The sequence below is a fragment of the Variovorax sp. RKNM96 genome (assembly GCF_017161115.1).
In the GTDB taxonomy this organism is placed as follows: Bacteria; Pseudomonadota; Gammaproteobacteria; order Burkholderiales; family Burkholderiaceae_C; genus Variovorax.
The window spans coordinates 4,657,004-4,681,286 of the sequence record NZ_CP046508.1; the positions used below are offsets into that span (position 1 = coordinate 4,657,004).

General features: G+C 68.5%; 22 protein-coding genes. 14 read left to right on the plus strand and 8 right to left on the minus strand.

Annotation, left to right across the window (positions count from 1 at the left end; all coding sequences use genetic code 11):
- Positions 1–182: 182 nt before the first annotated feature.
- Complete coding sequence (locus GNX71_RS21545) at positions 183–1,160, plus strand: alpha/beta fold hydrolase (RefSeq protein WP_206174304.1); 978 nt, start codon at positions 183–185, stop codon at positions 1,158–1,160.
- A 64-nt stretch (positions 1,161–1,224) separates the two neighbouring features.
- Here the strand turns inward: GNX71_RS21545 and GNX71_RS21550 are convergent, their stop codons facing one another.
- From GNX71_RS21550 to GNX71_RS21560, 3 genes are read right to left on the minus strand one after another with little or no spacing between them, the layout of a single operon-like run.
- Complete coding sequence (locus GNX71_RS21550; RefSeq protein ID WP_206174305.1) at positions 1,225–3,471, minus strand: xanthine dehydrogenase family protein molybdopterin-binding subunit; 2,247 nt, start codon at positions 3,469–3,471, stop codon at positions 1,225–1,227.
- Positions 3,472–3,483: 12 nt separating this feature from the next.
- Positions 3,484–3,957: a (2Fe-2S)-binding protein gene (locus GNX71_RS21555; RefSeq protein WP_206174306.1), complete on the minus strand. Its 474-nt coding sequence runs from the start codon at positions 3,955–3,957 to the stop codon at positions 3,484–3,486.
- Positions 3,958–3,997: 40 nt separating this feature from the next.
- Positions 3,998–4,339, minus strand: a complete 342-nt coding sequence (locus GNX71_RS21560; RefSeq protein ID WP_241027013.1) for a c-type cytochrome — start codon at positions 4,337–4,339, stop codon at positions 3,998–4,000.
- Between the two features lie 226 nt (positions 4,340–4,565).
- Between GNX71_RS21560 and GNX71_RS21565 the strand changes: the two genes are divergently transcribed.
- The 3 genes from GNX71_RS21565 to GNX71_RS21575 all read left to right on the plus strand — a co-directional run bounded on the left by GNX71_RS21565 (position 4,566) and on the right by GNX71_RS21575 (position 7,231).
- Entirely contained in the window at positions 4,566–5,483 is a 918-nt protein-coding gene (locus tag GNX71_RS21565; RefSeq protein ID WP_206174307.1) for an AraC family transcriptional regulator, read from the plus strand.
- Between the two features lie 66 nt (positions 5,484–5,549).
- On the plus strand, positions 5,550–6,584 hold the full coding sequence (gene miaA, locus GNX71_RS21570; protein WP_206174308.1) for a tRNA (adenosine(37)-N6)-dimethylallyltransferase MiaA: 1,035 nt from the start codon (positions 5,550–5,552) through the stop codon (positions 6,582–6,584).
- Complete coding sequence (locus GNX71_RS21575; protein ID WP_206174309.1) at positions 6,581–7,231, plus strand: ABC transporter ATP-binding protein; 651 nt, start codon at positions 6,581–6,583, stop codon at positions 7,229–7,231. The genes miaA and GNX71_RS21575 overlap by 4 nt, the downstream gene beginning before the upstream one ends.
- A 6-nt stretch (positions 7,232–7,237) precedes the next feature.
- Here the strand turns inward: GNX71_RS21575 and GNX71_RS21580 are convergent, their stop codons facing one another.
- Positions 7,238–8,194 (minus strand): threo-3-hydroxy-L-aspartate ammonia-lyase, encoded by a 957-nt coding sequence (locus GNX71_RS21580; RefSeq protein WP_206174310.1) that lies wholly within the window; start codon positions 8,192–8,194, stop codon positions 7,238–7,240.
- A gap of 114 nt (positions 8,195–8,308) precedes the next feature.
- Between GNX71_RS21580 and GNX71_RS21585 the strand changes: the two genes are divergently transcribed.
- The 5 genes from GNX71_RS21585 to GNX71_RS21605 all read left to right on the plus strand — a co-directional run bounded on the left by GNX71_RS21585 (position 8,309) and on the right by GNX71_RS21605 (position 13,010).
- A complete protein-coding gene (locus tag GNX71_RS21585) occupies positions 8,309–9,013 on the plus strand; it encodes a GntR family transcriptional regulator (RefSeq protein WP_206174311.1) in 705 nt (234 codons plus the stop codon).
- Complete coding sequence (locus tag GNX71_RS21590; RefSeq protein ID WP_206174312.1) at positions 9,010–9,885, plus strand: phytanoyl-CoA dioxygenase family protein; 876 nt, start codon at positions 9,010–9,012, stop codon at positions 9,883–9,885. Before GNX71_RS21585 ends, GNX71_RS21590 begins: the two co-directional genes overlap by 4 nt.
- A gap of 4 nt (positions 9,886–9,889) precedes the next feature.
- Positions 9,890–11,251 (plus strand): Gfo/Idh/MocA family oxidoreductase, encoded by a 1,362-nt coding sequence (locus GNX71_RS21595; RefSeq protein WP_206174313.1) that lies wholly within the window; start codon positions 9,890–9,892, stop codon positions 11,249–11,251.
- 167 nt (positions 11,252–11,418) lie between these two features.
- Complete coding sequence (locus tag GNX71_RS21600) at positions 11,419–11,781, plus strand: YciI family protein (protein ID WP_206174314.1); 363 nt, start codon at positions 11,419–11,421, stop codon at positions 11,779–11,781.
- Positions 11,778–13,010, plus strand: a complete 1,233-nt coding sequence (locus tag GNX71_RS21605) for a DUF6596 domain-containing protein (RefSeq protein WP_206174315.1) — start codon at positions 11,778–11,780, stop codon at positions 13,008–13,010. Before GNX71_RS21600 ends, GNX71_RS21605 begins: the two co-directional genes overlap by 4 nt.
- Before the next feature lie 9 nt (positions 13,011–13,019).
- Here the strand turns inward: GNX71_RS21605 and GNX71_RS21610 are convergent, their stop codons facing one another.
- Positions 13,020–13,673 (minus strand): NUDIX domain-containing protein, encoded by a 654-nt coding sequence (locus tag GNX71_RS21610; protein WP_241027339.1) that lies wholly within the window; start codon positions 13,671–13,673, stop codon positions 13,020–13,022.
- A 164-nt stretch (positions 13,674–13,837) separates the two neighbouring features.
- On the opposite strand from GNX71_RS21610, the gene GNX71_RS21615 reads away from it, so the two are divergent.
- From GNX71_RS21615 to GNX71_RS21630, 4 genes are read left to right on the plus strand one after another with little or no spacing between them, the layout of a single operon-like run.
- Complete coding sequence (locus GNX71_RS21615) at positions 13,838–14,683, plus strand: TIGR02452 family protein (RefSeq protein WP_206174317.1); 846 nt, start codon at positions 13,838–13,840, stop codon at positions 14,681–14,683.
- Positions 14,680–15,291 (plus strand): DUF4291 domain-containing protein, encoded by a 612-nt coding sequence (locus GNX71_RS21620; protein ID WP_206174318.1) that lies wholly within the window; start codon positions 14,680–14,682, stop codon positions 15,289–15,291. The genes GNX71_RS21615 and GNX71_RS21620 overlap by 4 nt, the downstream gene beginning before the upstream one ends.
- A gap of 12 nt (positions 15,292–15,303) precedes the next feature.
- Positions 15,304–15,879, plus strand: coding sequence for an NADAR family protein (locus GNX71_RS21625; protein WP_206174319.1), 576 nt, complete (start codon positions 15,304–15,306; stop codon positions 15,877–15,879).
- Positions 15,876–16,775 carry an ADP-ribosylglycohydrolase family protein gene (locus GNX71_RS21630; protein WP_206174320.1) on the plus strand — a complete coding sequence of 300 codons (900 nt, stop codon included), beginning with the start codon at positions 15,876–15,878 and terminating at the stop codon, positions 16,773–16,775. Before GNX71_RS21625 ends, GNX71_RS21630 begins: the two co-directional genes overlap by 4 nt.
- Positions 16,776–16,788: 13 nt before the next feature.
- Here GNX71_RS21630 and GNX71_RS21635 read toward each other — a convergent pair whose 3' ends face one another.
- The gene (locus GNX71_RS21635) at positions 16,789–18,255 is read right to left on the minus strand and encodes a serine hydrolase domain-containing protein (protein ID WP_206174321.1); all 1,467 of its coding nucleotides are present in this window, start codon (positions 18,253–18,255) and stop codon (positions 16,789–16,791) included.
- An 88-nt stretch (positions 18,256–18,343) separates the two neighbouring features.
- Here GNX71_RS21635 and GNX71_RS21640 point away from each other — a divergent pair, with 88 nt between their 5' ends.
- Entirely contained in the window at positions 18,344–20,950 is a 2,607-nt protein-coding gene (locus GNX71_RS21640) for an ABC transporter permease (protein ID WP_206174322.1), read from the plus strand.
- 20 nt (positions 20,951–20,970) lie between these two features.
- On the opposite strand, the gene GNX71_RS21645 is transcribed toward GNX71_RS21640, so the two are convergent.
- Positions 20,971–21,690: a class I SAM-dependent methyltransferase gene (locus GNX71_RS21645; RefSeq protein ID WP_206174323.1), complete on the minus strand. Its 720-nt coding sequence runs from the start codon at positions 21,688–21,690 to the stop codon at positions 20,971–20,973.
- A 5-nt stretch (positions 21,691–21,695) separates the two neighbouring features.
- Complete coding sequence (locus GNX71_RS21650; RefSeq protein WP_241027014.1) at positions 21,696–24,239, minus strand: penicillin acylase family protein; 2,544 nt, start codon at positions 24,237–24,239, stop codon at positions 21,696–21,698.
- Positions 24,240–24,283: the final 44 nt, after the last annotated feature.

Consider the following 24,283-nt stretch of genomic DNA (forward strand, 5'->3'; position numbering starts at 1 on the left):
ATCGGCGCTTTTTCAGGGTTTTCGAGGGTTTTGGTGGGTCATCCGTGCGGCGGGCACGCACGTTGCATGGTCTGACCAAAGCGCCGTTGAGCGCTGTTTCGGGGGGTTACCAGGGCGCAACGTCGGCGCGTCCCGGTGAAAGCGGATGAAACTTTCGGCCGGCATCGCTGTCCCTCAACCCCATGATGAAACGCTGGACCCTCCTCGCGTCTGTCCTCTCGCTGTGCGCCCTGCTCGCCGCCGGCTGCTCCACGTTCGACGAACAACAGCGCGAATGGATCTTTCAGCCCAGCGACCGCAGCTGGGGCAACACCGCGACCATGACCCAGGGCATGGAGGACGTCTGGATCGATTTCCAGTCATCCATTACCGGCGAACCCGCGCGCCTGCACGGCCTGTGGCTGGGCGGCGCCCCCGAGACCACCGAAACCCCCGTGCTGCTGTACCTGCACGGCGCCCGCTACAACGTGGCCGGCTCGGCGCCGCGCATCCAGCGCATGCACGAGCTGGGCTTCTCGGTGCTGGCCATCGACTACCGCGGCTTCGGCAAGAGCTCCAAGGGCCTGCCTTCCGAAGAATCGGCCCGCGAGGACGCCCGCGCCGCCTGGACCTGGCTGGCCGCGCGCCACCCCAAGCAACACCGCTACATCTTCGGCCACTCGCTGGGCGGCGCCATCGGCATCGACCTGGCGGCGCATGTGAACGACGAGAGCGGCACCATCGTGGAGAGCACCTTCAGCTCCATCGCCGACGTGGTCAGCAGCTTCAAGTGGGGCTGGCTGCCGCTGGGACCCTTCATCACGCAGCGCTTCGAGGCCATCAACACCGTCAAGGACATCGGCGCGCCGCTGCTGGTGGTGCATGGCACGGCCGACAGCCTGATCAACCCCACGCTGGGCCGCAAGCTCTATGACGCGGCCACCGTGCCCAAGCAGTTCGTGCTGGTGGAAGGCGGCTCGCACCACAACACCAACTCGGTCGGCGAGGCGCAGTACCGCGCGGCGCTGACGCAGTTGTTCCGCATGAAGCCCGACAGCATGGTGGCGCGCAACCAGCCGAAGCTGTCGCCGCCCGCGCTGGCACTGCCGCTGCCGCCTACGGTGGCGCCGCAGGACGTCCGCGGCGAGGCGCGCGCGAGCAGCGTGCCCGCGGCGATCTAGGTTCGCCAGTCCGTGCCCGAGGGCGCGGACCTTCACCACCGCTGGGCGATCGGCCCGGTCGGCCTCAAGCCAGATTGAAAGGCAACTGCCGCAAAGGCTTGCCCGTCAGCTGCGCGATGGCATTGGCGAACGCGGGCGCCAGCGGCGGCAGCCCCGGCTCCCCCATCCCCTTGGGCGCATCGGCGCTGGGCACGATGTGGATGTCGAACTCCGGCACCTGGGTGATGCGGGCCACGGTGAAATCGCCGAAGTTGCCCTGCTGCACGACACCATCCTTCAACGTGATCGCGCTGCCGGAAAGGCAGGTCGACAGCCCCATCACCGCCGCGCCCTGCACCTGCGCTTCCACGCTGCGCGGATTGACGACCAGGTTGCAGTGCACGCCGCTGGTCACGCGGTGCAGCACGGGCTGGCCGTCCTTGACCGAGGCTTCCACCACATAGGCCACCACCGACTCGAAGGACTCGTGCACCGCCACGCCCCAGGCGCGGCCGTCCGCCAGCTTTTTCTTGCCGTAGCCGCTCTTGTCCACGGCCAATTGCAGCGCGGCACGATGGCGCGGGTGCTTGTCGCCGAAGAGCTGCATGCGGTAGGCCACCGGGTCCTGTTTCGTGCTGCGCGCGATCTCGTCGATCAGCGTCTCCATCACGAAGGCGGTGTGGGTGGAGCCCACGCTGCGCCACCACAGCACCGGCACGTTGACCTGCGGGTGGTGCACCGTCAGGCGCATCGGCACCGGGTACGGGTCACGCATGCCCTCCACCGCCGTGGCGTCGATGCCGTCCTTCACCATCATCCCGGCGAACACCGTGCCCGCGGTGATCGACTGGCCGACGATGACGTGGTCCCACGCGAGGATCTTGCCGCGCTCGTCGAAGCCGATGCTTGCGCGGTGCAGGTGCATCGGGCGGTAGTAGCCGCCCTTGATGTCGTCCTCGCGGCTCCACAGCAGGCGCACGGGTGCATCGATGCCGGCGGCGCGCGTGGCCTTGGCGATCTCGCAGGCCTCGACCACGAAGTCGCTCGAACCCACGAAGCGCCGGCCGAAGCCGCCACCCGCCATCTGCACGTTCACCTTCACCTGCTCGGGCTTGAGCTTCAGCGTGCGCGCGGCGGCCTGGCCGTCGAGGTCGGCGGACTGGGTACCGACCCACAACTCGGCGCGGCCGTTCGAGAGCTTCACGGTGCAGTTCAGCGGCTCCATCGGCGCGTGCGCCAGGTAGGGAAACACGAACTCGGCTTCGAGCTTGCGCGGCGCGTTGGCCAGCGGCGCCATGTCGGCGTCGAACTTGCGGTTGCCGGGACGGCCGGCCAGTTCGCGGTACTGGGCCAGTTGCTTGTCGGAGTCCACCTTTTCCGCGGCGGCCGTGTCCCACTGCAGCTTCAGCGCGTCGCGGCCCAGCTTGGCCGGCCAGTAGCCGTCGGCCACCACGGCCACGCCTTCGGCACCGCGGTCCAGCGGAACGCGCACCACCGCCTTCACGCCCTTGATGGCGCGCGCGGCGCTGTCGTCCACGGACGCCAGGCGGGCACCGAACACCGGCGGATGCGCCACCACGGCCGTGAGCTGGCCCGGCTGCCGCACATCGATGCCGAAGTCCTGCCGCCCGCTGCTCTTGGCGCGCGCGTCCAGGCGCGTGGTCGCGCGGCCGATGATGCGGAAGTTCTTCGGGTCCTTCAGCGCGACCTTCTCGGGCACCGGCAGGGCCATGGCCGCCTCGGCCAGTTCGCCATAACCCAGCTTGCGGCCGCCTGGGCCGATCACCGTGCCGGCCTGCGTGCGCAGCGTGGCCACATCGACCTTCCAGCGCGCCGCCGCAGCCGACAGCAGCATGGCCCGGGCGCGCGCGCCCAGTTCGCGGTACTGCGTGAAGCTGTTCTTGATCGTGTTGGAGCCGCCGGTCAGGTGGATGCCGAAGAGCGGGTCGGCGTACGCGGCATCGTTGGTGCCGCTGCGGCTGCGCACCAGGGCCCAGTCGGCGTCCAGCTCCTCGGCCAGAATCATCGGCAGGCCGGTCTGCACGCCCTGGCCGAACTCGAGCCGATTGATCGTCACGGTGACTTCGCCGTTGGGCGCAATCTGCACGAAAGCCGAGGGCTGCTGCGTCGGCTTGAGGCCACCCGCGGCCGGCTTCGCGCCGTCGTCCTGCGCCATGGCCATGTGGGGGAAGGCGCCGAGCACGAGGCCGCCGGCGCCCGCCATCTTCAGGAAGCTTCGGCGGGGCAGCGTTGCGGCCTCGCCCGTGGAAGGCTGGGCCATCAGGCGCTGCAGCGCGCGCGGCAGTTCGTCGTAGTCGATGTGGGGCAACATGGTGGCGGCTCCTTAGGCGAGGTTGCGGGCCGCATCGGCCACGGCGGCGCGAATGCGCACATAGGTGCCACATCGGCAGATGTTGCCGGCCATGGCCGAATCGATCTCGTCCACGCTGGGCTGCTTGCCCTTGGGCAGCGACTTCAGGAATGCGGTCGCGCTCATGATCTGGCCGCTCTGGCAGTAGCCGCACTGCGCCACGTCGTGCTTGACCCACGCGGCATGCACGGATGCACCGACGGGGTCGCTGCCATCGGTGGCGGCTTCGATGGTGGTGATCTTCTTGCCCTCCGCGGCGGAAATCGGCGTGATGCACGAGCGGATCGCCTGGCCGTCCAGGTGCACGGTGCAGGCGCCGCACAGCGCGGCGCCGCAGCCGAACTTGGTGCCGGTCATGCCCAGCGTGTCGCGCAGCGCCCAGAGGATGGGGGTGCCGGGATCGGCATCGACCGCATGTTCGCGGCCATTGACGTGGAGCGTACTCATGTTCTTTTTCTCCGTGGGTGGTGAGGTGGGTGAGATCTGTTTACTTGGCGCCGTCGAGCAGCCACTGCGCGAGCGCCTGCAGGTCCGCATCGGGAACCTGGGCCTGCGGAGGCATCGGCATCGCACCCCACTTGCCCGTGCTGCCGGCCTTGATGCTGGCGGCCAGTTGCGCGGCCGTGCCCTTGCCGTCGCCGTACTTCGCGCCGATGTCCTTCCACGATGGCCCCACCACCTTGGTGGCGGGCTGGTGGCATGCGACGCACGAATACTTCTGCGCGAGCGCCAGGCTCGCGGCGGCGTGCTGCGGCCACATGGCGCCTGCACCAAGGCCCAGGACCATCGCGAGGGACGCGGTGATGGAGGCGGTCTTTTCTGTTTTCATCGTGGGATCGTGGAAAAAAGGAGTTGTCTGAATCGACGGATGGCCCTCGGCGCATGACACCGCACACAGGCCGGCCCATCGCGGGCCAGTGTCGGGTGAAGACCCTCCGGCCGTTTGCCCAATCCGCGCGTGTTCTTGCCTGAAACAACGAAACTGCGCCGGAAACGCGTGGCGACCGAAAGGCGCCAGCTAGACTTTTTCGTAGGCGTCATTCAAAAGGATTCAGATGGAAGCGGCACGGCCGGCGAAGCAAGAACCGTCAGGCGTCCTGGGCGACCTGGCGCGGGCCGTCGAGCGCATCGCGCAGAGCGACGGCGACCACCTCACCGCCATTCCCGAGCTCTCGCTGCACCGTCGCAGCGCCACGACCGATCCGATGCATTGCCTCTACGGCTTCGGCGTCGGCATCACCGTGAGCGGACAGAAGCGGGTCGCCCTCGGCGAGGAGGTGTTCGACTATTCGGCGGGCCAATCGCTGCTGACAACGGCCGACCTTCCTGTCGTGACGCACATCACCCACGCGAGCGCCGCGCAGCCCTTCATGGGCCTCATGCTCCGGCTCGATCCGCGCGCCATCGTGCAGGCGGCCGCCGAGATGGCATTGCCGCAGCCGACCAGGGATTGCAGCTACCGGGCCATGTCGCTCGGCGCCCTCGACACGACCCTGCTCGGCGCGGTGACGCGGCTCGTCGAACTGCTCGACGAGCCCCGGCTGCTGCCTCAGCTCGCGCCGCTGCTGCAGCGCGAAATCCTCGTGCGGCTGCTCGCCGGGCGCCATGGCCCGCAACTGCAGCGCCTCGTGGCGGTCGGCTCGCCGAGCCAGCAGGTGGTGCAGAGCATGGCCTGGCTCAAGATGAACTTCACGCAGCCCGTGCTCGCGGACGACCTGGCCGCCTCCGTGCACATGAGCCCCTCGACCTTCCGGCAGCACTTTCGCGCCGTGGCGGGCATGAGCCCGATGCAGTACCTGAAGCAATTGCGCCTGCAGGAGGCGCGGCAGTTGATGCTGAACCAGGGCATCGACGCCGGCACCGCGGGCCTGCGGGTAGGCTACGAAAGCGCCTCGCAGTTCAGCCGCGAATACGCACGCCTCTTCGGCGCACCGCCGCTGCGCGATATCCGGCGGATGCGCGAAATGGCCTGAGCCGCCTGGGCCATCTGCGCCCCCACTCGCCGACCGGCACGCGCCATTTGCTACCCTCGGCGCATCATGTTTCCCAGCTCCGCACCGGCCGCCGAGGCCGCTCCCCCGGCAACGTCCGCCGCTGCGTCCTCCGGTCCACCGCGCTACGTGGCGCTCGCCGGCCCCACCGCCTCGGGCAAGACGGCCGCGGCATTGGCACTTGCGCGGCTGCAGCCGGTCGAAATCGTTTCGGTCGATTCCGCGCTCGTCTACCGTGGCATGGACATCGGCACGGCCAAGCCCACGGCGGCTGAACAAGCGGCCGTGCCGCATCACCTGATCGACATCCTCGATGCGCGCGAGAGCTACAGTGCCGCCGCCTTCGTGGCCGATGCGACGCGGCTCATCGACGAGATCCGCGCACGCGGCGCGCTGCCGCTGCTGGTGGGCGGCACGATGCTGTATTTCAAGGCGCTGTTCGACGGCATCGATGCGATGCCTGCAGCCGATGCCGCGGTGCGCGCGCGCATCGACGCGCAGGCCGCCGAGTTGGGCTGGCCCGCGATGCACGCGCGGCTCGCCGAGGTCGACCCCGTGACGGCCGCGCGCCTCGCGCCGCAAGACAGCCAGCGGATCCAGCGCGCCCTCGAGGTATGGGAAAGCAGCGGCCAACCGCTCTCGAGCTTTCATGCGAGCGACAACAAGACGGCCAAGGCCGTGGAAGGCGGCGTGCTCTTCTCGCTCGAACCCACCGACCGCGCCTGGCTGCATGCGCGCATTGCCGATCGCTTCGACGCCATGCTCGCCGCGGGCTTTCTCGATGAAGTGAAAGCGCTGCGCGCGCGCGGCGATCTCTCGACCGACCTGCCCTCGATGCGCTGCGTCGGCTACCGGCAGGCGTGGGAAATGCTCGATGCGTGCGGCACGTCCGCGCCGGATGCCAGGGCCATGGATGACCTGCGCGAGCGCGGCATCGCCGCCACGCGCCAGCTCGCCAAGCGGCAGATCACCTGGCTGCGCAGCATGCCGCAGCGCACCGTGATCGCCTGCGACGCACCCGACGCGGTGCAGACCGCCGTTCGACTGATTTCAAAGACCACCCTTACCACTTCGCCCGGATGACGCTGCGCATTTCCAACCTCGGCAAGCATTACGGCGAAGCGCCGGTCTTCGAGAACGTGACGCTGGAAGTCCAGCCCGGCGAGTTCGTCGCCATCGTGGGCGAATCGGGCGTGGGCAAGTCGACGCTGCTCAACTGCATGGCGGGCCTGGACAGCTGGGACCAGGGCACGGTGACGCACGACGGCACCGACATCGGCGCGCTCGACGGCGAGGCCTGCGCGCTCTGGCGGCGCAAGCATGTCGGCTTCGTGTTCCAGGCCTTCCATGTGCTGCCGCACCTGGACGTGGCGCAGAACGTGTCGCTGCCGCTGATGCTGCTGGGCCAGAAGAAAGACGACGGCCGCGTCGCGCACATGCTCGATGCGGTCGGCCTGCCCGGCATGGGCGCGCGGCTGCCGCAGACGCTCTCGGGCGGCCAGCTGCAGCGCGTGGCGATCGCGCGTGCGCTCGTGCACAGGCCCGCGCTGCTGCTCGCCGACGAGCCCACGGGCAACCTCGACCCGACCACGGCGGCGAAGGTGATGGAACTCCTGATCGGGCAGACGCGCGAACACGGCGCCTCGCTGGTGCTGGTGACGCACTCCGAAAGCGCTGCCGCTCGTGCAGACCGCCTGCTGCACCTGACGGCAGCAGGCATCCGCGCCTGAAGAGACTTACGCGAGCAGCGCCGCGTAGCGCGACAGGTCGACGTTGCCGCCGCTGATCACGATGCCCACGCGCTTTCCAGCGATGGCCTTGCCCGCCGCAATGGCGCCCGCGAAAGCGAGGCAACCCGTCGGCTCCACCACCATCTTCATGCGCTCGGCGAAGAAGCGCATCGCCTCGACGAGCTGGTCGTCGGTCACCGTGAAGATGTCGTCCACGTCGCGCCGGATGATGCCGAAGGTGTACTCGCCCAAGTGCTGCGTCTGCGCACCATCGGCGATGGTCTTGGGCGTTTCGATGTGCACGATCTTCCCCGTGCGAAACGACTGCTGCCCGTCGTTGCCCGCCTCGGGCTCCACGCCGTAGACCTTGCAATCGGGCGAGAGTGCCCGCGCCGACAGCGCCGAGCCCGACAGCAGCCCGCCGCCGCCAAGGCAAACGAACAGGTGGTCGAGCGGCCCGGTCTCCTCGATGAGTTCCTTCACCGCCGTGCCCTGGCCCGAGAGCACATCGGGGTGGTCGTAGGGCGGAATCATCGTCATGCCGCGCTCCTGCGCGAGCCGCTTCGTGAGCGCCTCGCGGTCTTCGGTGAAGCGGTCGTACATCACCACTTCGGCGCCGTAGCCCTGCGTGGCCGCGACCTTGGCGGCCGGCGCGTCCTTGGGCATGACGATCACGGCCGGCATTGACAGCAGCCGCGCCGACAGCGCGATGGCCTGCGCATGGTTGCCCGACGAGAAGGCGATGACGCCGCCCTTGCGCTGCGCCGCATCGAATTTGGAAAGCGCATTGAACGCGCCGCGGAACTTGAATGCGCCCATGCGCTGGAAGTTCTCGCACTTGAAGAAGAACTGCGCGCCCCAGCGTTCGTTGGCGGTGGTCGATTGCAGCACCGGCGTGCGGTGGGCGTGGCCTTCGAGCCGCGCGGCCGCGGCGGTGACGTCGTCGTAGGTAGGTAGTTGCATGGGTCGAGCTTAGCGAAGGCTTACGTTTTTTTGCAGCCCTCGTCGGTAAAAACCCGGGATACGCAGCGGCCTAGATCTTCGTACTCTGTATACAGAGTTCAAAGAAAGCCGACCATGCCCGCCCAACTCGTCAGCATCGAAGTCGCCCCCGATCTCGTCGACCAGGTCTACCGGGCCCTGCTCGGCGCCATCAGCAGCGGCTCGCTGGCGCCGGGCGAGCGCATCACGCAGGAAGACATCGCGCAGCGCCTCTCGGTGTCGCGCCAGCCCGTGCTGCAGGCGCTGCGCCTCCTGAAGAAAGACGGCTTCGTGCACGACGCGCCCGGCCGCGGCGTGCTGGTGGCGCCGCTCGATGCGGAAGGCATGCGACAGATCTACCAGGTGCGCGGCGTGCTCGACGTGCTGGCCGCGCGGCTTGCGGCGCAGCAGCGTTTTCGCATCGACCCCAAGCTCATCGAACGCGGCCGGCGTGCCGCACGCGGGCGCAACGTCGAAGCCATGATCGATGCCGACGTGGCCTTTCACCGCGCGATCTACGACGCCTCGGGCAACCCGCTGATCGGCCAGAGCGCCGACCCGCACTGGCGGCATCTGCGCCGCGCGATGGGCGCGGTGCTGCAGGCCGAGCCCCAGCGCGAATCGCTGTGGGATGAGCACGAAGCCATCGCCGACGCCATTGCCGCAGGCAATGCAGACCGCGCCGCGCGCCTGAGCGAAGAGCACGTCGCACAAGCCAGCGAAGCACTGGCCCGGCGCCTGACCGAGCAGCAGGCCCGCAACGCACCCGACACCCTCATCCACAAAGGAGACAAGGCATGAAGTTGACCCCCGAGCAACGCGCGCAGTTCGAGCGCGACGGCTACCTGTTCTTCCCCGGCCATTTCTCGCCCGAGGAGACGAAGACGCTGACCGATGCGGTGCCCGACCTCTACAGCAAGCGCGAGGCCTTCAACGTGCGCGAGAAGGGCTCCGACGCCGTGCGCACGAACTTCGCCGCGCACCTGATCAGCGAGCCCTTCGCCCGGCTCGCGCGCCATCCGCGCATGGTCGGCCCGGTGATGGACCTCTTCGAGGAAGAGGTCTACATGCACCAGTTCAAGATCAACGGCAAGATGGCCTTCGAAGGCCAGGTGTGGCAGTGGCACCAGGACTACGGCACCTGGCTCAACGACGACCTGATGCCCACCGAGCGCGCGATGAACGTGGCGATCTTCCTGGACGACGTGAACGAGCACAACGGCCCGCTGATGTTCATTCCGGGCAGCCACCGCAAGGGCGTGGTCGATGCGAAGCACGACCTCACCACGACGAGCTATCCGCTCTGGACCGTGGACAACGACCTCATCGCGCAGCTCGTGGACCGCGCCGGCGGCAAGGATGGCGGCATCGTCTCGCCCAAGGGCCCGGCCGGTTCGATGATCCTGTTCCACAGCTGCCTCGTGCATGCCTCGGGCAGCAACCTCTCGCCCTTCAACCGCGTGGCGGTGTACCTGAGCCTGTGCGCCGTCAGCAACCACATCCGCCGCCACAAGCGGCCCGAGTACATCGCGCATCGCGACTTCACGCCCATCGAGATGCTGCCCGACGATTGCCTCCTGAAGCCCTACCCCGTCGACGTGCCGTGGAAGCACGGCCTGCCCGAGAGCGCGCTGAAGACCTCGCTCGAAGTGCGCGACACCGCGGAGGCCTGACCCCATGAGCCTCTACACCCGCCTGCAGCAGCGCGCCGCCGAAGGTCGCCCCATCCGCATCGGCCTCATCGGCGCCGGCAAGTTCGGCTCGATGTACCTCGCGCAGATTCCGCGCACGCCCGGCGTTCAGCTCGTCGCGATTGCCGACCTGTCGCCCGATGCTGCGCGCGTCAATCTCGAGCGCGTGGGCTGGAAGCCCGAGCGCACTGCCGCGGGCTCGGTGCAGGAGGCCTTGAAGACCGGCGCCACCTGGATCACCGACGACTGGCAGGCGGTGACGCGCGAGCCCTCCATCGACATCGTGGTCGAGTGCACCGGCCACCCGGTCGCCGCCGTCGATCACTGCCTCGATGCCTTCGCGCACGGCAAGCATGTGGTCAACGTGACGGTGGAGGCCGACGCCTTCTGCGGCCCGCTGCTCGCGCACAAGGCGCAGCATGCCGGCGTGATCTATTCGCTGGCCTTCGGCGACCAGCCGGCGCTCATCTGCGACCTGGTCGACTGGGCGCGCACCTGCGGCTTTCCGGTCGTGGCGGCGGGGCGCGGCCACAAGTGGCTGCCGCACTTCACCGAGTCGACGCCCGAAACCGTGTGGGGCAACTACGGCCTCACGCCCGAGCAGGCGCTGCGCGGCGGGCTCAATCCGAAGATGTTCAACAGTTTTCTCGACGGCTCCAAGCCGTCGATCGAAAGCTCGGCGGTGGCCAACGCCACCGGGCTCGGCGTGCCTTCGGATGGCCTGCTCTACCCACCCGCGAGCGTGGAAGACATTCCCTTCGTCACCCGCCCCCGCAGTGAAGGCGGCGTGCTGGAGCGCAAGGGCATGGTCGAGGTGATCTCCTCGCTCGAAGCCGATGGCAGAAAAATTCCTTACGACATCCGCATGGGCGTGTGGGTCACGGTCGAGGCCGAGACCGACTACATCAAGAACTGCTTCGAGGAATACAACGCCCACACCGATCCGAGCGGGCGCTACTTCACGCTCTACAAGCGCTGGCACCTGATCGGCCTGGAAGTCGGCATGTCGGTCGCGAGCGTCGCGCTGCGCGGCGAAGCGACCGGCGTGGCCACCTGCTGGAACGCCGACGTGGTCGCCACCGCCAAGCGCGACCTCGCCGCGGGCGAGATGCTCGATGGCGAAGGCGGCTACACCGTGTGGGGCAAGCTGCTGCCGGCCGAGCGGTCGCTGCGCCTGGGCGGCCTGCCGCTGGGCCTGGCGCACAACGTGAAGCTCGTGCGCCCCGTGAAGAAGGGCCAGAGCCTCAGTTGGGCCGACGTGGCGATCGACACTTCGACCGCTGCCTACAAGCTGCGCAGCGAGATGGAAAGCATGTTCTCCGCCGCCGTCCAAACGAAGGCAGCCTAAAGCGGTACCAGCCGAAAGGAGTAGGTAGCGCAACCGTTGCGCCAAACGAATTTCGCGTAAAAAATAATCTGCGCGGCACGGACCTTCCGTGTCGAAATGACCGGCTGCGGGCCGTCATTGTGGTGAGCGATCTTGCTCAGCAAGCTTTTCCTTCACGGAGAGACACCATGCAGTACATGTTGATGTTCTATCAGCCCGCGGCCGAATTCGAACAGCGCGACGACGCGTCCTCGCAGGCCTATCGGTCCAGCTGGATCGCATACGCCGATGCGGTGCGCCAGTCGGGCGTCGCGCTCGGCGGCCACGGCCTCTTTCCGCCCATGACCGGCACCACGCTGCGCGTGCGCGGCGACAAGCGCCAGGTGCAGGACGGCCCCTTCGCCGACACCAAGGAGCAGCTCGGCGGCTACTTCGTGGTCGACGTGCCCGACCTCGACGCCGCACTCGAATGGGCGGCGCGCGCACCCTGCGCATCGAGCGGGGGAGTGGAAGTGCGGCCCGTCTTCACGGCCACGGCAGCCACATCGTGAACGACCCGGCGGCTCATCAGGCCGCCGAAAAGGCGGCGCGCGAGTCGTACGGCCGGCTGCTGGCGATTTTGTCGGCGCGCACGCACGACATTGCAGCTTCCGAAGACGCGCTCGCCGACGCCTTCGCGCGCGCGCTCGAACGCTGGCCCGCCGACGGCATTCCGGTGCAGCCCGATGCGTGGCTGCTGAGCGTGGCGCGGCACCGCAAGCTGGACGCCTGGCGCCACACCCGCGTGCAGGACCAGGCCACCCAGACCCTGTTGCTGCTGGCCGGCGAAATGGACGAGGCCAGCGCCGAAGGCACTGCCGTGCCCGACGAGCGGCTGCGGCTGCTCTTCGTCTGCGCGCACCCGGCCATCGATGCGGCCGCCCGCGCGCCGCTGATGCTGCAGACCGTGCTGGGCCTCGACGCAGCGCGCATGGCCGGCGCCTTTCTCACCGCGCCCTCCACGCTCGGCCAGCGCCTCGTGCGGGCCAAGGCGCGCATCCGCGCGGCGGGCATTCCCTTCGAATATCCTGAGGCGCGCGACCTGCCGCAACGGCTGCAGGATGTGCTCGACGGCATCTACGCCGCCTATGGCACCGGCTGGGACGACGTCGACGGCGCCGATGCGCTGCCGCGCGGCCTCACGTCCGAAGCCATCGACCTCGGCCGTATCCTCTGCCACCTGATGCCGAACGAACCGGAGCCGCTGGGCCTGCTCGCGCTGATGCTCTTCTGCGAGAGCCGCGCCGCGGCCCGGCGCAGCGAGACCGGTGCGTATGTGCCGCTCGACCGGCAGGACACCTTGCGCTGGGACCCCGACCTGCTCGCGGAGGCCGAGCGGTGCCTGCGACTGGCATCGGAGATGAAATCCCTCGGCGCGTACCAGTTGGAGGCCGCCATTCAATCGGCCCATTGCGAGCGCCGCGTGGGCGCGCCGGTGGCGCCCGAGGTGCTGGTGTCGCTGTACGAGGGCCTGCTGGCCTTGCGGCCCAGCATCGGCGCACAGGTGAGCCGCGCCTGTGCGCTTGCGAATGCGCGCGGGCCCGAGATCGGGCTGCGGGCGCTGGAGGCCATTCCGTCGGATGAGGTGGCGAGCTACCAGCCGTTCTGGGCGGCTCGGGCGCACCTGCTCGCGGCGGGCGGTGCGCGTGCGGCGGCGCGGCAGGCCTACGACCGCGCGATCGGGCTGAGTGCGAATGCGGCGGTGCGGGCGTATCTCGATGGGATGTCGCAGCGGCTCTGAGCGATCCGCTTACTTCGCGTTGAAGGTGCGCGGAAACAGCGTCGCCTGCGATCGGTCGCACAGGCGATAGCTCATGGCCGGCCGGCCGAGGCTGCCTGTGACCATGCCTGCCTCCTGCATGAATTCCCCGTCGAGCATGCGCTTGCGAAAGGCGCTCTTGTCCATGGCACGGCCCAGCACAACCTCGTAGGTGTGCTGCAGTGCAGGCAAGGTGAAAGGCTCTTCCAGCAGAAAGGCAGGCAGCGAGGTGTATTCGACCTTGCTGCGCAACCGGGCGACGGCAGCGTCGAGTAACTCGCCATGGTCGAAGGCCAGCCGCTTGCGCGATGCGGCATCTACCTCGAACCATGCGACCTCTGCGGCATTGGCGCCGGTGCGCAGTTGCATCGCCTGCGCCGGAATCAGCGCATAGAAACAGTGTGTGGCCGACCAGCCACGCGGATCGCGCGCTGCGCCTCCCCAACTGCCCAACTGTTCCAGATAGGGCGTCACCACGCCGGTCTTCTCGCGCAGCTTGCGCAAGGCGCAATCGAGCAGCGTGGCGTCTTCGTCAACGTTCACGAAGCCACCGGGCAGCGCCCACTTTCCCGGAAACGGCTCGGCGGAGTCGGAGGGCCGGCGCACCAGCAAGACCTGCAAGGCGTCGTCGAGCACGGTGAACATCACCACGTCGACCGTGACCAGCGGGCGTGGGAACGTCAGGGACGGAAAGTTCGACTTGGGCGTGCTCACAACAGCGACTTGACTCCGGATTTATTAGTTGTACTATACAACCCTTAATTAGTTGTACAGAACAACTCTTAAGTTAGTCAACGAGAACAAGAAAAATGAACCGCCACCAACGAATGACCGTCGCGCATGAAACCCTGTCCATTCTCGACCGGGGCCAATACATGCTCGATGACAACCGCACCATAGAGCTTTCCGAGCACATTGCCGCCTGCCTGGGCTCAACCCGATATATCGACGCCGAGGAAACCAATGCGCTCCCGTCGCAGGCCGAGGCAAGGCGTCGACGGGACGTGCCCGCAACTGTCGAGGTCGTCAACCAGACAACGCTTGCCTGCATCTCCCGGGTGCTCAATGAAACGAATGGTTCCGTTGCGGCACTGAACTTTGCTTCTGCGCGGAATCCCGGCGGAGGTTTCCTCGGAGGCAGCCTTGCACAAGAGGAATCGCTCGCGACCAGTTCCGCGTTGTATACGTCACTCTTGCGCGCCCCTCAGTTCTACGAGACGCATCGCGCTTCCAGTTCGTTGTTGTATTCGAACTCGATGATCGTTTCACCCGGTTGCCCGGTCTTCCGCCGAGACGACGGCAGCCTGATGCACGAGCCTGAACTGGTCACTTTCATCACATGCGCGGCGCCAAATGCCGGCGCAGTCGAGAAGAACCAGCCCGGTGACCTTGCATTGGTACCGGATGTTCTTCGCGCACGATCGGAGCGGGTGCTCGCAGTGGCCGCGCTCCAGGACTGCGCCACGCTGGTGCTCGGCGCATGGGGCTGCGGCGTATTCCGCAACGATCCCGCGGTGGTCGCTGGCACCTTCCGATCTCATCTGTACGGCGATGCTGCATGGGCGACTCACTTCGAGCGGATCGTGTTCGCGGTGCTGGACACCTCAGTGCAGCAAGACGTTTATGGCGCATTCCTGAAAGCCTTCGCACGATGAAAGCCCCTCTTCCAACCGAGCCGCACCTCACCCAGCGCGAGCGCTGGCCGCAGAGCGGAAGGCACATCCTCGCGCATCACGATGCGCAGTCCGTCATCGTCTACCAGGCATACCGCCCCGCGATCGGCGAGTACGCGGTGCGGCACGGCCGTCTTGACGGACCGGACTTCAGCCTTTCGCGCATGAGCTGGATCAAGCCCAACTTCCTCTGGATGATGTATCGCTCCGGCTGGGGCACCAAGGAGGGCCAAGAGGTCATCCTCGGCTTGCGGCTGCGCCGTACGTTCTTCGAGCAAGTGGTGCGCGAGGCCGTGCCGTCGACCTTCGATGACCGGCGCTATCCGAGCCACGATGCGTGGCAGGAGGCCGTGGGCCGCTCCGAAGTGCGTCTGCAATGGGACCCCGACCACGCACCTGCAGGCAACAAGCTGGAGCGCCGAGCGATCCAGTTGGGCCTGCGCGGACGTACGCTGGCTGCGTTTGCAAACGAGGAATTGCTCGAAGTGATCGACATGCGCGCCTTCGTGGAAGCACAACGCCCAATGGCACAGAACGACAACCCCGAACTGATGCTGCCGGTGGAGCATCCGCTCGATCTCGAAACCTGAGGACAACAAGGAATGACGACGAACACATCCAATGTGTTGCGCAGCAACGAAGACCTGCTGGCGTACACCGCGCAAGGCCACAAGGTCGACTACCTGTTCTTCTGGGGCCATCAGGTCCCGAAGGACGGCAGCGTCGGCAAGAGCTGCTTCAGCCAGTGGTACGAAGCGCCCTTCGCCATCGAGGGCGACACCTACCGCACCGCCGAGCATTTCATGATGGCCGGCAAGGCACGCCTCTTTGGCGACGCAGCCACCTGCGAGAAGATCCTGGCCGCACGCACGCCCGGTGAGGCCAAGAAACTGGGCCGGCAGATCCGCGACTTCGAAGAGGCGAAGTGGCTCGACGCCCGCTTCGACCTCGTGACGCGCGGCAACATCGCGAAGTTTTCGCAGAACAAGGCGCTCGGTGCGTTCCTGCTCGGCACCGGTCAGCAAGTGCTGGTGGAGGCGAGCCCGGTCGATGCCATCTGGGGCATCGGCTTGGCCGCGACGGACGCGGCGGCACAGGACCCACGCAGTTGGCAGGGCCTGAACTTGCTGGGCTATGCGCTGATGGCGGCCCGCGACGAACTGAGGGCGGCCCTATGAATGCAGCCCGCTACCAAGGGTGCCTGCTCGGGCTGGCCTGCGGCGATGCGGTGGGCACCACCGTGGAGTTCCGCTCGCGCGGCAGCTTCGTACCGGTGACCGGCATGCACGGTGGCGGTCCATTCGGCCTTGAGCCGGGCGAATGGACCGACGACACCTCGATGGCGCTGTGCCTCGCGGCGAGCCTGATCCATTGCCAGGGCTTCGATGCGATCGACCAGATGAACCGCTACTGCAACTGGCGCAACGTGGGCTACATGAGCAGCAACGGGCGCTGCTTCGACATCGGCGGCACGGTGTCGGCAGCCCTCACTCGCTACCTTGCATCGGGCGATCCGTTCGCGGGCGACCCCAGCCCGCGGACGGCCGGCAACGGCGCCTTGATGCGGCTCGCGCCCGTCCCGATGTTCTTCGCGGCCAGCGCCGAAGCGACGTGGCAACAGGCCGGCAAGAGCACCCGCACCACACACGGCGCGCTGGAAGCCATCGAGTGCTCGCAACTCTTCGCATTGCAACTGCGCGCGGCGCTGCAAGGCGAAAGCAAGGCGGCGATCCTGGCCACCGCGCCGTTGGCACCTTTGAGCGAAAAAGTCGCGGCACTGGCACGCGGTGACTACGCATCGAAACCGATCGAACGCATCAAGGGCTCGGGCTATTGCGTCGAATCGCTCGAAGCAGCGCTCTGGTGCTTCGCTCACACCGAATCCTTCGAGCAGGCGGTACTCGCAGCGGCCAACCTTGGCGACGACGCCGACACCACCGCCGCGATCTGCGGGCAGATCGCAGGCGCCTACTACGGCGTGGACGGCATTCCGGCTGGCTGGCTGCACCAGCTCGTGATGCGCAAGGACATCACGCAGATGGCCGACGACCTGCTTGCGCTGGCACGGCGCTGAATGCGCCCGCGCGTCACTCCTGCGGCACGGCGGTCGCCTCGCCCACCCGCCGCCCTTCGATCTGACTTCCCCCCTGCGCCAGCGTCACCCCCACCACCGCATTGCCAGCCCCCCGCTGAAACACGATCTGCGCACCGATGGTGGCCACGGCGAAACGGTCGGGGCCCGTCGGCGTGAGCGCGTTGTAGCCGCGCCCCGTCTCGCGCACCAGCAGGCGCCCGTTGCGCACCGTGAAGCCCAGCGCCTTGGTCTTGCTGATGCGGTACTCGCCCTTGTAGTCCTCCAGCCGCTTCGGATCGACCGGCACCTCCGTCGTCGACACCGGGTAGCGGTTCTTGCCGATCGCCAGCATCACCGGCTGCAGCGGCGCGCGCGCATTGCTGCTGAGCACGATCAGCGCCTCGCCGGTGTCGGGGGCGATCAGCCACAGCGTGCGATAGCCTTCGGTAAGGCCCGCGTGCCAGTAGGTGCGGCGACCGCCCTCGGGGCCGCGCACCATCACCGCGTAGCCGATCTCGGCGCCGTCGTAGCGCGCGAGCGGCGTGAGCATGCGCGCGGCGGCCGGGCCCAGCGGGCCGCTCGCGCCGGCGAGGACCGCGCGGCTGAAGGTCATCATGTCGGCGGCCGTGGAGCGCAGCGCGCTGGCCGGCGCGTAGGCGATCATGTCCAGCAGCGGCTGTCGGCGGTCGCCGGCGAAGGCCGGGGCCATGCGCGAGGCCTTGTCGCCGAGGGGGATCACGGTGTCGTTCATGCCCAGCGGCTCGGTGATGCGCGCGCGCACCAACTCGCCCCATGAGGTGTTGTAGCGCTCGGCCAGCAGTTGCCCGAGCAGCGCCATGCCGAAATTGCTGTACGCGGCTTCGCACGGCGCCGCCAGCGCGGTGAGCTTGATGCGCGAGAGCGAGGCCCAGAACATCGGCTTGTCGAAGGTGCGCAACTGCTCGGCCAGCGGCGCGCCGCCCGTCACGCCGTCGGCCATCACCGGCATGCAACCGGTGTGCGTGACGAGCTGCTTCAGCGTGACCGCGGCCGCCGCCGGCGGCACGCCCTGGACCTTGCCCGCGAGCACCTTGCCCACGGTGTCGTCCAGCTTCAGGTCGCCGCGCTCCACCGCCTGCGCCAGCAGGAGGCCGGTGAAGACCTTGGTGACCGAGCCGATCTCGAACATCGGCTGCTCGGCGCTGCTGGACTCGATGGGGCGCGGGGGCGAGAGCGGCTCGGGGTTGTAGGCCGCACCGTACGAGGCCTTGCCGTTGCGCAGCAGGCCGATGACGAGCGTTCCGCGCTCGGCCCCGAGCGCCGCCTTGGCCAGCACGGCCGGGTCGCTCGCGAGGGACAGTGGCTGCGGTTGCTGCTGCGGTGGCTGGAGCTGTGCGGCGGCGCTGCCGGCCAGCAACGGGGCCAGAAGCCAGGCCGCAAACCAGCGGCGGGGCATCACCGGGAACATGTCTATGGACAAGGCTGGGGGCAGGAGCCGCATCGTCGAATTCCTCGGAGCATCGTCATCGAAAGAGGCGCCATCGTGCCACGTCGATGTAACAAAGGCGTCCCGCGGCCACAATCGCTGAATGCGTGCATTGCTCACCACCTTCTCCTGGCAGGAACTGCGTCACCACCCCTGGCGCAACGCGGCCGCCGTGCTGGCCGTGATGCTGGGCGTGGCGCTTGCGTTCTCGGTGCAGCTCATCAACGCCTCGGCGCTCGACGAGTTCTCGAGTGCGGTGCGCTCGGTCAACGGGCAGCCCGACCTCGAGGTGCGCGCCGTGCAGGGCGGCTTCGACGAGGCCGTGTTCGCGCAACTGGCTCGGCATCCGCAGGTGACGCTCGCGAGCCCGGTGCTCGAATTCCAGGGCCTGGCCCTCGCCAGCGGCGAACGCCAGGTGCCGATGCGCGTGATCGGCGTCGATGCGCTGGTGCTCCCTACCATCGCGCCCGCGCTGATGCCGCAACCCGCGGCCGCCGCGGACCGCTTCGCGCTGTTCGCGCCGGGCCACGTGTTCCTCAATGCCGCCGCGCGCAGCGTGCTGGGCCTGCCGACGGAAGCCAGCGGCGCCACCGAGACGGTGCAGCTGCGCAGCGGCGCCGCGTGGCATCGACTCGACGTGGCAGGCCACGTCGCCGCCAGCGGCACGGCGCTCGCGGTGATGGACATCGCGGCCGCGCAAGACCTGTTCGACCAGGTCGGCCGGTTGAGCCGCATCGACCTGCGCCTCGCGCCCGGCACCGACCGCGCGGCCTTCATCGATGCGCTGCAGAAATCTCCCGGCTGGCCCGCGGGCGTGCAGTTCGCGGAACCGGGCGATGCGGCCGAGCGGGTGAGCAATCTCTCCCGCGCCTACCGCGTCAATCTCACGGTGCTGGCGCTGGTGGCGCTGTTCACGGGCGCGTTCCTGGTGTTCTCGGTGCTGGCGCTCAGCGTGGCCAAGCGCGCGCAGCAGTTCGCGCTGCTCGGCGTGCTCGGCCTCACGCCGCGCGAGCGGCTGCGGCTGGTGCTGGCCGAATCGCTGGTGCTGGGCGTGATCGGCAGCGCCGCCGGACTCGCGCTAGGCACCGCGCTCGCGGCCTTCGCGCTGCGGGTGCTGGGTGGCGACCTGGGCGGCGGATATTTCGAAGGCGTCGCGCCCAAGCTGCACTGGAGCGGTGGTGCGGCGCTGCTGTATGGCGGCCTCGGCGTGGGGGCGGCGCTGGTGGGCGGCTGGTGGCCCGCGCGCGCGGCACAGGCGCTGCCGGAAGCCCAGACGCTCAAGGGCCTGGGCGCCGCGCCCACGCAGAGCCGCAGCCACTGGCTCGCACTCGGGCTGATCGCGCTCAGCGCGGCGCTGGCGAACATTCCGGCCATCGGTGGCATTCCGGTGGCGGCGTACCTCTCGGTGGCGTGCCTGCTGGTGGGCGGCATCACCGCCCTGCCCTGGCTGATCGCGCTGCTGTACGACCGCATCGCGCCGGTGTTCGCGCAACGCGTGCTGCCGATGCTGGCCATCGAGCGTGCGCGGCGCATGCGCGGCACGGCGGCCGTGGCGGTGAGCGGCGTGGTCGCGAGCCTGAGCCTGGCGGTGGCGCTCACGGTGATGGTCGCGAGCTTTCGGGACTCGGTGACACACTGGCTCGACGTGGTGCTGCCGGCCGACCTGTACGTGCGCGCCACCTCGGGCGGTCGCGGCGGCAACAGCGGCGGCACGAGCAGCACCGACACCGCGACCTTCCCGCCCGCCTTCGTGCAGGCGCTGGCGCAACTGCCCGGTGTGGCGCGCACGGGCACGCTGCGCACGCAGTCGTTGCAACTCGATGCCTCGCAGCCGGCCGTGACGCTGATCGCGCGCAGCCTCGAAGGCAGCGCATCGCAATCGCTGCCGCTGGTGGGATCGGCGTTGCCTGTGCCCGCGGGGCAAATCGGCATCTACGTGAGCGAGCCGATGGTGGAGCTCTACGGCGCGAAGCCGGGCACGGCCTTCGCGCCACTGGCCGCCGCGCTGTCGGCCACCGAACTCCCCACCAAAGTCGCCCACACCTACTTCGTGGCCGGCGTGTGGCGCGACTACGCAAGGCAGTTCGGCGCGATCACGATGGATGCGCGCGACTATGTGCAGATCACCGGCCAGCACGACGTGAGCGACATCTCGCTGTGGCTCGCGCCGGGCGCATCCGAAGGCGCCGTGCAGGCGGCCGTGCGCGCGCTCGCGGCGCGCCAGGGCGGCGGGTCGCCCGATTCGGTCGAGATCGCCTCGGTCGGGCAGATCCGCGCGACGTCGCTGCGCATCTTCGACCGCAGCTTCGCGGTGACCTACTGGCTGCAGGCCGTGGCCATCGCCATCGGCCTGTTCGGCATCGCCGCGAGCTTCAGCGCGCAGGTGCTCGCGCGGCGCAAGGAATTCGGGCTGCTCGCGCACCTGGGCTTCACGCGGCGGCAGGTGCTGGCGGTGGTGGCGGGCGAAGGTGCGGCGTGGACGGCCATCGGCGCGGTGGCGGGGCTGGTGCTCGGGCTGGCGGTGTCGGTGGTGCTCGTGAAGGTGGTCAACCCGCAGAGCTTTCACTGGACGATGGACTTGCTGGTGCCATGGGCGCGGCTCATCGCGCTGTGCGGCGCGGTGGTCGTGGCCGGGACCGTCACCGCATGGCTGGCGGGGCGAGCCGCTGCGGGCAAGGATGTGGTGCTGGCGGTGAAAGAGGACTGGTAACGCCCTCTTCCATCAAACGTTCAGAGATCGGACGTTCCGTTCCAGTCGATCAGGCCGGTGCCGCTCCAATGGCCGAAGGAGGTCAGGTCCATCTTGGGCTGTGCGATGCGGCGCCAGATGTCGATCATGTTCACGACGCGGATGTCGTCGAACACGATCACCGCATCGCGCGACAGGTTCAGCGTACTCAGGTTGGCGAGGATGTCCGCTTCGGTGCGACCGTCCTTGGGCCCGTCGACAAAGATCAGGTCGGCCGACTCGAACAGCGCGCGATGCGGCTCGATGCCGCCCGGCGTGGAGATGTCATGCAGCACCTGACGAACGCGGCCCCCGGCGAAGTCGGAAGGCGCGAGCCAGGTATCGGGAAAGCTGTCCCATGCCAGCAAGTCGAAGGTGGTCAGGGTGCCCGAAGGCTGCAGGTCCTGCGCGAGCGCCAGCGTGCCCATGCCGGTGAAGGTGCCGATCTCGATCACCGTCTTCGGGTTCAGCGTGCGCACCAGCGCGGCGAGCAGTCGGTAATGCTCGCCGGGCCAGGTGTCGAACCAGTGTGGCTCCTTCGACGTGCGGCCTTCGTAGATGGGCAACGCCACGTCCATTGCCACCGAGCACGCCTGGAGAGCGATGTCCATCAGGCGCCGGCTGGGCCGGGCGGGCTCGTCATCCATGCTCGCGATGATCGAGACCTCCTTGTGGCGCGCGGGGACTTCGGCAAATTTCCGGTTGAGTTCGTCGACAGTCATGCCGCCTATTTTGCGGGCGTCAGCTGGATCCGCTCGACCGTTTCCTTTTCGACCGCCCCGCGGCTGTAGACCAGCGGCACGTACTTGCCTTCGAGCCACAGCGGCGCGAGGTCGCGGTAGTTCGGGCTGTCGGGGTTGCCCGACTGGCCCGGCGTGTTGATCACGCGCGAGGCGTCCCAGTTGCCCACGTCGAGCACCATGCGGAACGACGCGCCCGCGGTCAGCTTGTAGTCGCTTGCGCGGTAGGTAGCCGCCATCGGCGTGAAGCTGGAACCGGACATCGGCCAGCTGCCCACGTCGAGCTTCTTGCGCGTGGCGGCATCGACCACGTCGGCGAGCGGATGGCGGAACTCCGCGCGGTGCAGGGTGCCCCACTTCCAGGCCGTCATGTCGGGACCGAGCTTGGCGGTGAGCTCCTGCATCGCGGGCGGCAGCGTCTGCAGCAGCAAGGCATCGCGCTGCGCATCGGTGATCCAGCCGAACGGGTTCTCGAGCAGCAACACCATGCGCGTGTTGTCGCCCGGCGCCGCCAGCGGCGCGCCCACATCGCCCGCGCCGGCCTTGAGCACCGCCGCGCGCAGCGACTTGCTGCTCCACACCTCGTAGAGCGCGGCCGCGGCGCTGTCGCGGTCCATCGTGCCGTCCCAGCCTTGCAGCAGGCGCAGGCCCGCGGCTGTTTGCGCGTCGTCGCTGCGCAGGCCCGCCAAGAGCTTCAGGAGCCGTTGCGCGGGCGTCGCGACGATGTCGTTCTGCATGCGCTCGGAGTCTTCGATGGTGAAGCGCGAACCTGCCGCCACCTTCGCGGCGAACAGCTCCTTCAGGCGGCGTGCGCGGGCCGCATCGCTCCACTCGTAGCCGACGCCCTTCTTCGCGGCCGGATGATCGGGCGGAATGTTGTTTTCGTTCGCGGTCACCACGTAGCCGCGCGCGGGGTTGAACTCCGAAGGCAGTTCGTCGCCATTGCGAAAGCCCGACCATTCGTAGCGGCCATCGCCCGGCACGGGCATGAGCCCATCCCAGTTGGGCCGGATCGGCGTGAGCCCGCCCGGAATCCAGCCGACGTTGCCGCTGCTGTCGGCATAGACCTGGTTCTCGCCGGGTGCGCCCCAGCGGTTCATCGCGGCGCGGAACTGGTCCCAGTTGCGCGCGCGCATGTAGTCCATCGAACCGAAGTACGGCGCCATGCCGGGCTCCAGCCAGGCGGCGCGCAGTGCGTACGCGCGGCGCTTGCCGGGTTCGGACAGCAGCACGGGGCCATGGCGCGTGAAGGTGTTGACCACCTCGCGCGGCGCGCTCTCGCCGCGTACCGCGATGCGCTCGGTGACGCGCGTCATCGGCTCCCAGCGGCCCTGGTAGCGGTATTCGTTGGGGTTCTTCGGGTTGAGCTGGTACACGTACAGGTCTTCCTGGTCCATGTAGAAGCGCGTGAGGCCGAAGGCGATGGTGCCGTTGTGGCCGATCGACAGGCCCGGCAGGAAGGGCTCGCCCGCGCCGATGGCGTCCATGCCGGGCGCGCTCAGGTGCGTCATGTAGCGCAGGCTCGGTGCGCCGTGCGAGCGGTGCGGGTCGTTGGCCAGGATGGGGCGGCCCGTGGATGTGAGCTTCGGCGAGATGACCCAGTTGTTGCTGCCGTAGGCGCCCGTGGGGTCGCCTTGCAGGGCCTGCTGCTGCGCCTCGTCCTGTTCGGCCTTCGCGGCGATGGAGTCGGCGCTGCCGGGCAGCAAGGCGACCGGCGCGGAGGGCGCGCCCGCATTCATGCCGACCCGCGTGTTCTCCTTGGTGAAGCGCGGCGCGTCGGTCGCACGCATGTAGGCCGCGCGCAGTTCCGCTGCGGGGATGGTGCAGGGATCGAACCCTACAGGCACCTTGGGCGTGACCGGCGGATCGAGCTCGCGGCGCAGCCAGTCGGCCTTGATGCCGGGGCCGCCAGCGCAGAAGGCGCGTGCGCGATCGACCTCGGAGGTGAAATTGAGCGTGAGCCCGTGGTGCCGGATGCGGACCACGTCCTCGGGCGACCACGTGGCCGGCTGGTAGCCCAGCAACGCGAACTCGGTCGGCAGCAGCGCGGGCTGCGCGCGAACCTGCGCAACGTAGGCATTGACACCAGCGGTGAAGGCCTCGGCCACGCGCTTGGCGTCGGAGCCGTAGGCGAGCCACTCGCGGTACATTTCGCCGCGATAGAGCACGGCGCGCGCGGCGCGGTCGCTCTCGACCCAGGCGGGGCCGAAGTCCTTGGCCATTTCGCCGAGGCCGCGCTTGCGCCACAGGTCCATCTGCCAGAGCCGGTCGCGCGCGGCGATGAAGCCCTGCGCCACGAAGGCGTCGTAGAGCGTGCCGGCGTACAGGTGCGGCACGCCCCAGCGGTCGACCAGCACTTCGGCGGGCTTCTCGAGGCCGGGGACGGCGAAGGATGAGGAGGGGCGCGTGGGTGTGTCGCTGCCCGGAGGGCTGGACGCGCACCCGGCGAGGGCGATGGCGGCCAATGCGCCGATGGAAAGCCGATGGCTCGGCATGCGTCGCGCTGCGAGGCGCGGGCTCGTTCTTTTCATGTGTCTCGTCTCCTGCCTTGTTGATGGCAGCGCACAGTATCCCG